Raw genomic sequence first — 5,998 nt, forward strand, 5'->3', positions numbered from 1 at the left:
CCGACCGGCTCGATCACCGGAGTCGACGCCAGCTCACAGATGCTCGAACAGGCCAGGCGGCGAGCCGACCGGTCCGGGTGGGACAACGTCACGCTCGTTGCCGCCGACGCCACCGCCCTGACGTCAGCGGATCTGGGCAATACCCCATTCGACGCTGCGTTGAGTACGTACGCACTCTCGCTGATGACGCCGTGGCAGGCGGCTCTCGAGTCGATGATCGCGCACACTCGCGAGGGCGGAGTAGTTGCCGTCGTCGATATGCAGCGGCCCGTCGGACGGGCTGCTGCCTGGACCCCGCTGGCGAAGCTGGCGTGCCGACTCGGAGGCGCGGACATCGAGGCTCATCCGTGGACGGCGATGACGCCACTGCTGCGTGATCTGTCGACTCGCGCCGTCCGCGGCGGCCACATCCAGGTTCGCGTCGGGACTGTTGTATCTCGCCCAGCAGCGCCGAGTTCGTAACCGACGCGCGCCTGCGTGACGACCGGTGAGTTTTTGCTCGCGCCGAGGTCCAACCGATCATGACTACACAGACCGTTTCCGTTCCCGGTGCGACCCTGACCTACGACGTGATCGGCGAGCTCGAGGCCGGGGTAACGCCCTTGGTGCTCATCGGCTCACCGATGGATGCGAGCGGGTTCGGTACGTTGGCATCGCACTTCGGCGACCGGGTGGTCGTCACGTACGACCCGAGAAATGTCGGACGTAGTCGACGAGACGACGCGACCGCGGCGGTCACCGTCGGCGAACATGCCGACGATCTGCATGCAGTGCTCACCGCCGTCGGCCACGGTCCGGTCGATGTATTCGCCTCCAGCGGGGGCGCGGTCAACGCGCTGGTGCTCGTGAGCAGATACACGTCCGACGTTCGGACGTTGGTTGCCCACGAACCGCCCGCCGGAGGCACTCTGCCGGACCGCGAGAACATCGCGACAGTGTGCGCACACATGGTGGCCACGTACGACGCTCACGGCCGCGGCCCGGCCATGGCCGAATTCATGTCGCTGCTCATGCACGCAGGCCCCATCGACGACGCGTTCTTCGCTCGCCCGGCACCGGACCCGGCGCAGTTCGGCCTCCCGACCGAGGACGACGGAACCCGCGACGATGCCCTGATGTCCAACATGCGTGGGGGAGGCGTCGATTTCGCGCCGGATGTCGATGCATTGCGTGCTGCTCCCACCACAGTGGTGATCGGAGTGGGCGAAGAATCCGGCGGTCCCGAGGACGGTCACATCGCGGCTCGCGCAGCGTATTCGACTGCAGCGCTCCTCGGATCGGAGCCGATCGTCTTTCCCGGCGGCCACTCGGGATTCCTCGGCGGCGAATTCGGTCAGACCGGAAAACCGACCGAATTTGCCGAGACACTACGAAAAGTATTGAGCTGAAGAAGATTCCGTCCTACAGAACCAGGAGCAATCATGGGCCTCATCACGTTGGAGTTGTTCGCCACCCTCGACCTCGTCGCACAATCACCAGGAAGCCCCGAGGAAGATCCCGAGAACTTCCCCTTCGGTGGTTGGCAGGCTCCTCTGCTCGATGAGGTCTCCGGGGCGCAAGTCGACGCTGCATACGAGGGCACGGATGCGCTCTTGCTCGGCCGACGCACCTACGACATCTTCGCCGCCTACTGGCCGAACCAAAAAGGCTCGTTCGCAACGCTGTTCAACGCCATACCGAAATACGTGGCCTCGCGCGGCACACCCGATCTGCGGTGGGACGGTTCGACCCAACTCGGACCGAATCTGGTGGATGCGGTGCGTGAGATCCGAGATCGGCACGACAACATCAAGGTCGTCGGAAGCCTCGATCTGGTGCAGACCCTGTTGCGCGAGAGGCTTTTCGATCGACTCGATCTGTGGGTGCATCCCATCCTTCTCGGAGTGGGAAAAGAGAGTGTTCGCCGACGGCACCGTGCCCAGCAACCTGACGTTGCTCGGGCCACCGGCCGTCGACGGTAAAGGCACCGTGTACCTGCGTTACGGCCTCGACGCGGGACGCCCGGAAGTCGGCAGCATGGACGACGTCTTGGGCGGCTGATACGGCCGAGAAGCTCACTTCTTCTGGCGTCGGCTACCTCCGTGCCAGTCCTGCTGTACACCTGCTTCGTCTTCCTGGACCCCGAGGGCCTTCAGTTGGGGGAGCTCACGCAGACTGCGCTTCATCTCGGCGAAGCCGGGGAAGCGAGCGAGTGCGATCACGTTGTCCCACAGCGGCACTGCCTCCTCGTCGCTGGGCAGTCTGCTGATCACCGGCCCGAAGAACGCGACGCCGTCCGGCGGCTCGAAGGCAATGATGGGCGTGCCGACGTCCTTGCCGGTGAGTGAGAGGGCGTGATCGGTTTCGGCCTGGATCTCCTCGTCGAGAGACGAATCATCCAGTGCTGCAGTGTGATGGGTGGGCAGCCCGAGTTCTTCGAGGATCGGCCCCAGGAATTCTGCGGTGCCGCGATGGCCGTGGCTCGTAGCGTCGTCGGGCACCACCTCGGTGTCGAAGATGTGCTTGCCGAGGGCCTCGTACAGAGGCCCGACAGCGTCCGACCCGTGCTCACGACGAATATCGGCAGCAGCCCGCAGCACTCGTAGACCTGCGGTGTGGCCGGCCTCGTACTCGGGCGGGAAGTGGGCGTCGTAGTCGATGTGCGAGTTGAGCAGTCGCAGCGAGATGAAACGCCAGTCGACGGTGTAGTCGCGCTGGGCCTGGACCTTGCGAACCCATTTGCTGGTCATCCAGGCGAACGGGCACACCGGATCGAAATAGAACTCGATATCTGCCATCGGGGCACTCTCCTTATGGGACGTAGGTATTCAGTGTTCACCCAGCAGTGCCGAACGTTGTTCGGTGACGACGGCGCGGATGGCGTCGACCACCGCCGACACCTCCGGCCGTCGCAGTGTTTCGGTACGGGTCACGAGCCAGTAGGTCAGTTTCACCGCGATGGCGTTGGGCAGGACTCGTCGGAGGTCGGGGTGGCGGTCGGCCATGAAGCATGGCAACAGCCCGATGCCCGCGGATGCGCGGGTGGCCTCGACGTGGACGAAGACGTTGGTGGAGGTGACCGATTCGCGCATGGTCGGGGTGAAGTTGGGGGCCAGATCGAGATCGTCGACGTGCAGCATCGAATCGATGAAGTAGATGAACGGGTGTGCAGAGAGATCGGCCGGCACCTGCGGAGTTCCGTGGTCCTCCAGATAGTCCTCGGAGGCATAGAGGCCGAGTAGATAGTCCCCTAGCCGGATGGCCTCGGCGCGATGCACTTGCGGTTGCCCGACGACGATCTCGATGTCCAGTCCCGATCGTTGCTGCGAGGCGCGCCTGGTGACCGCCACGATTTCCACGGACACGCGCGGATGAGCGCGCTGCACCCGCGCCGCGGCCGGAGCCGCGATGTAGGCGCTGAATCCGTCGGTCGCCGAAATTCGTACGACGCCTTCCAACGCGCCGACATCGCTCGAGACGAGGGTGCGCAGCGCATCCTCGACGGCCTCCGCCGCGGCCAGCGCGCCGCGGCCCAGCTGCGTCAGCTCCCAGCCACCGGCACCACGGGTTAGAACCCGGCCGCCGAGCGTGTCCTCGAGTGCGGCGATGCGTCGGGAAATGGTCGTGTGGTTGATGCCCAGGTCGTCGGCGGCGGAGCTGTAGCGACCGGTGCGACTGACAGCGAGCAGCACCAGCAGGTCATCTGCACTGGGGATCTTCGCGCCACCGAGTGTCATGTGTGCAGTTTTGCAGATCCGACCTGCGTTCATGGCTCTTGCGCCCACAAACATCTGCACCAATACTCAGAGCAACCCGCAGTTGTGTGGTCCATCACATGCATGAACGTGACGTGCTGAGTAACACAGGAGAAAACATGAGCGTCGATCAGCCGCTGACAGAACGACCAGAACCGGATCCCGATGCCACGCCCACAGGCCTGAAGAAGGTCGTCGGGGCGTCGATGGCAGGCACCATCGTCGAGTGGTACGAGTTCTTCCTCTACGGCACCGCCGCAACGCTGGTGTTCAGCAAGATCTTCTTCGCTGCCGGAACCAGTGAGCTCGACGCGATCCTCGCGGCCTTCGTCACCTACGCCGTCGGATTCGTCGCACGTCCGTTGGGCGGCATCGTCTTCGGTCACTACGGCGACAAGTACGGCCGAAAGAAGTTGCTGCAGTTCAGCCTCGTCCTCGTCGGCGGAGCCACGTTCCTCATGGGCTGCCTACCGACCTTCGAGGCGATCGGCTACTGGGCACCGGGACTGCTGGTGACCCTGCGATTCATCCAGGGCTTCGCCGTCGGCGGCGAATGGGGCGGCGCGGTTCTCCTCGTCGCAGAACACAGCCCCAACAAGTCCCGCGGATTCTGGGCCAGCTGGCCGCAGGCCGGCGTGCCCGCAGGTAACCTGCTCGCCACCGTCGCGCTGCTCGTCCTGACGACCACACTGTCCGACGAAGCCTTCCTCAGCTGGGGCTGGCGCGTCGCGTTCTGGCTCTCCGCCGTCATCGTCTTCGTCGGCTACTACATCCGCACCAAGGTCTCCGACGCCCCGATCTTCCTCGAGGCTCACAAGCAGGCCGAGGTCATCAAGGCCGCGTCGTACGGCGTCTTCGAGGTCGTGAAGCGTTACCCGCGTGGCGTGTTCACCGCGATGGGACTGCGCTTCGGTGAGAACGTCATGTACTACCTCGTCGTCACCTTCTCCATCACGTACCTGTCGGTCGAGGTGGGTACCGACACCTCCACGATCCTGTGGTGGATGCTCATCGCCCACGCGATCCACTTCTGCACGATTCCGTTGGTGGGCAAGCTCGCCGACCGCGTCGGACGTCGCCCGGTCTACTTCGCCGGAGCCGTCACCGCGGCAACGTGGGGCTTCTTCGCCTTCCCGATGATGAACAGCGGCCACAACGTCGTCATCATGCTGGCCATCATCATCGGCCTGATGTTCCACGCCTTCATGTACGCCACGCAGCCGGCCATCATGGCCGAGATGTTCCCGACGCGGATGCGGTACTCCGGTGTGTCCCTCGGCTACCAGGTCACCTCGATCGTCGCCGGTTCGCTGGCCCCGATCATCGCGGTCAAGCTGCTCGATATCTACGGCTCGTCCGTACCGATCGCGGTGTACCTGGCCGTGGCTTGCGCGATCACCGTCGTGGCCGTCGTCGTCGCTCGGGAGACCAAGGGACTGGCGCTGGAAAGCATCGACATCGCCGACGCCAAGAACCTGGCCACCGAGGCCGAGCTGGCGAAGGCTGGCCTGCTCGACAAGACTGCACAGCGATGACCGACCTGAACGGACGCTCCGCCCTCGTCACCGGGGGAGCGTCCGGCATCGGGGCCGCGTGTGCACGCGAGCTCGCCGGTCGCGGTGCCCGCGTCACCATCGCCGATGTGAACGACGTTGCCGCAAAGGAATTGGCGTCGGAGATCGGTGGAGACGTCTGGTCGGTGGATCTGCTCGACACCACCGCGTTGGACGACCTCCGGTTGGACGTCGACATCCTCGTCAACAATGCGGGTATCCAAACCGTCGCCCCGATCGTCGACTTCGACCCGGGCGCATTCCGCAGAATCCAGACGCTGATGGTGGAGGCGCCGTTCCTTTTGGTTCGAGCTGCGTTGCCGCACATGTACTCTCGCGGTTTCGGTCGAGTGGTGAACCTGTCCTCGGTGCACGGACTGCGGGCCTCGGAATTCAAGGTCGCCTACGTCACCGCCAAACATGCACTCGAAGGACTGTCGAAAGTGACGGCCCTCGAAGGTGCCGCCCACGGTGTGACGAGCAATTGCGTCAACCCGGGATACGTCCGAACGCCGCTGGTGGAAACACAGATCGCAGACCAGGCCAAGGCACACGGCATCCCCGAGAACGAGGTACTCGAGAAAGTTCTGCTGACCGAGGCCGCCATCAAACGACTCGTCGAACCGGCCGAAGTCGCCTCACTGGTGGGCTGGTTGACCTCCGAAAACGCCGGCATGGTGACTGGAGCGTCATACACCATGGACGGTGGTT

Annotated in this window: 6 protein-coding genes and 1 pseudogene; 5 read left to right on the forward strand and 2 right to left on the reverse strand. The window is 64.3% G+C overall.

Annotated elements, in window-relative coordinates; translation table 11 throughout:
- The 3 genes and pseudogenes from CH256_RS14240 to CH256_RS14250 form a co-directional block, all read left to right on the forward strand.
- Positions 1–462: class I SAM-dependent methyltransferase (locus tag CH256_RS14240; RefSeq protein ID WP_143536578.1), on the forward strand; the 462-nt coding region annotated here is incomplete at its 5' end.
- A gap of 59 nt (positions 463–521) precedes the next feature.
- The gene (locus CH256_RS14245; protein WP_094669900.1) at positions 522–1,388 is read left to right on the forward strand and encodes an alpha/beta fold hydrolase; all 867 of its coding nucleotides are present in this window, start codon (positions 522–524) and stop codon (positions 1,386–1,388) included.
- Positions 1,389–1,421: 33 nt separating this feature from the next.
- Positions 1,422–2,040: pseudogene (locus CH256_RS14250) on the forward strand (dihydrofolate reductase family protein).
- Between the two features lie 14 nt (positions 2,041–2,054).
- Here CH256_RS14250 and CH256_RS14255 read toward each other — a convergent pair.
- Entirely contained in the window at positions 2,055–2,777 is a 723-nt protein-coding gene (locus CH256_RS14255) for a mycothiol-dependent nitroreductase Rv2466c family protein (protein ID WP_094669901.1), read from the reverse strand.
- Positions 2,778–2,807: 30 nt separating this feature from the next.
- The gene (locus CH256_RS14260) at positions 2,808–3,716 is read right to left on the reverse strand and encodes a LysR family transcriptional regulator (RefSeq protein WP_094638744.1); all 909 of its coding nucleotides are present in this window, start codon (positions 3,714–3,716) and stop codon (positions 2,808–2,810) included.
- Positions 3,717–3,853: 137 nt separating this feature from the next.
- Here CH256_RS14260 and CH256_RS14265 point away from each other — a divergent pair, with 137 nt between their 5' ends.
- Both CH256_RS14265 and CH256_RS14270 read left to right on the forward strand, forming a co-directional pair.
- Positions 3,854–5,269 carry an MFS transporter gene (locus CH256_RS14265; RefSeq protein WP_094669902.1) on the forward strand — a complete coding sequence of 472 codons (1,416 nt, stop codon included), beginning with the start codon at positions 3,854–3,856 and terminating at the stop codon, positions 5,267–5,269.
- Positions 5,266–5,998: SDR family oxidoreductase (locus tag CH256_RS14270; RefSeq protein ID WP_094669903.1), on the forward strand; the 733-nt coding region annotated here is incomplete at its 3' end. The genes CH256_RS14265 and CH256_RS14270, both read left to right, overlap by 4 nt.

This window comes from Rhodococcus sp. 05-2254-6 (genome assembly GCF_002258565.1).
GTDB lineage: Bacteria > Actinomycetota > Actinomycetes > Mycobacteriales > Mycobacteriaceae > Rhodococcoides.

Coding starts and splice junctions, on each gene's coding strand:
- CH256_RS14245 (WP_094669900.1), top strand. CDS start 522: ATGACTACACAGACCGTTTCCGTTCCCGGTGCGACCCTGACCTACGAC.
- CH256_RS14255 (WP_094669901.1), bottom strand. CDS start 2,777: ATGGCAGATATCGAGTTCTATTTCGATCCGGTGTGCCCGTTCGCCTGG.
- CH256_RS14260 (WP_094638744.1), bottom strand. CDS start 3,716: ATGACACTCGGTGGCGCGAAGATCCCCAGTGCAGATGACCTGCTGGTG.
- CH256_RS14265 (WP_094669902.1), top strand. CDS start 3,854: ATGAGCGTCGATCAGCCGCTGACAGAACGACCAGAACCGGATCCCGAT.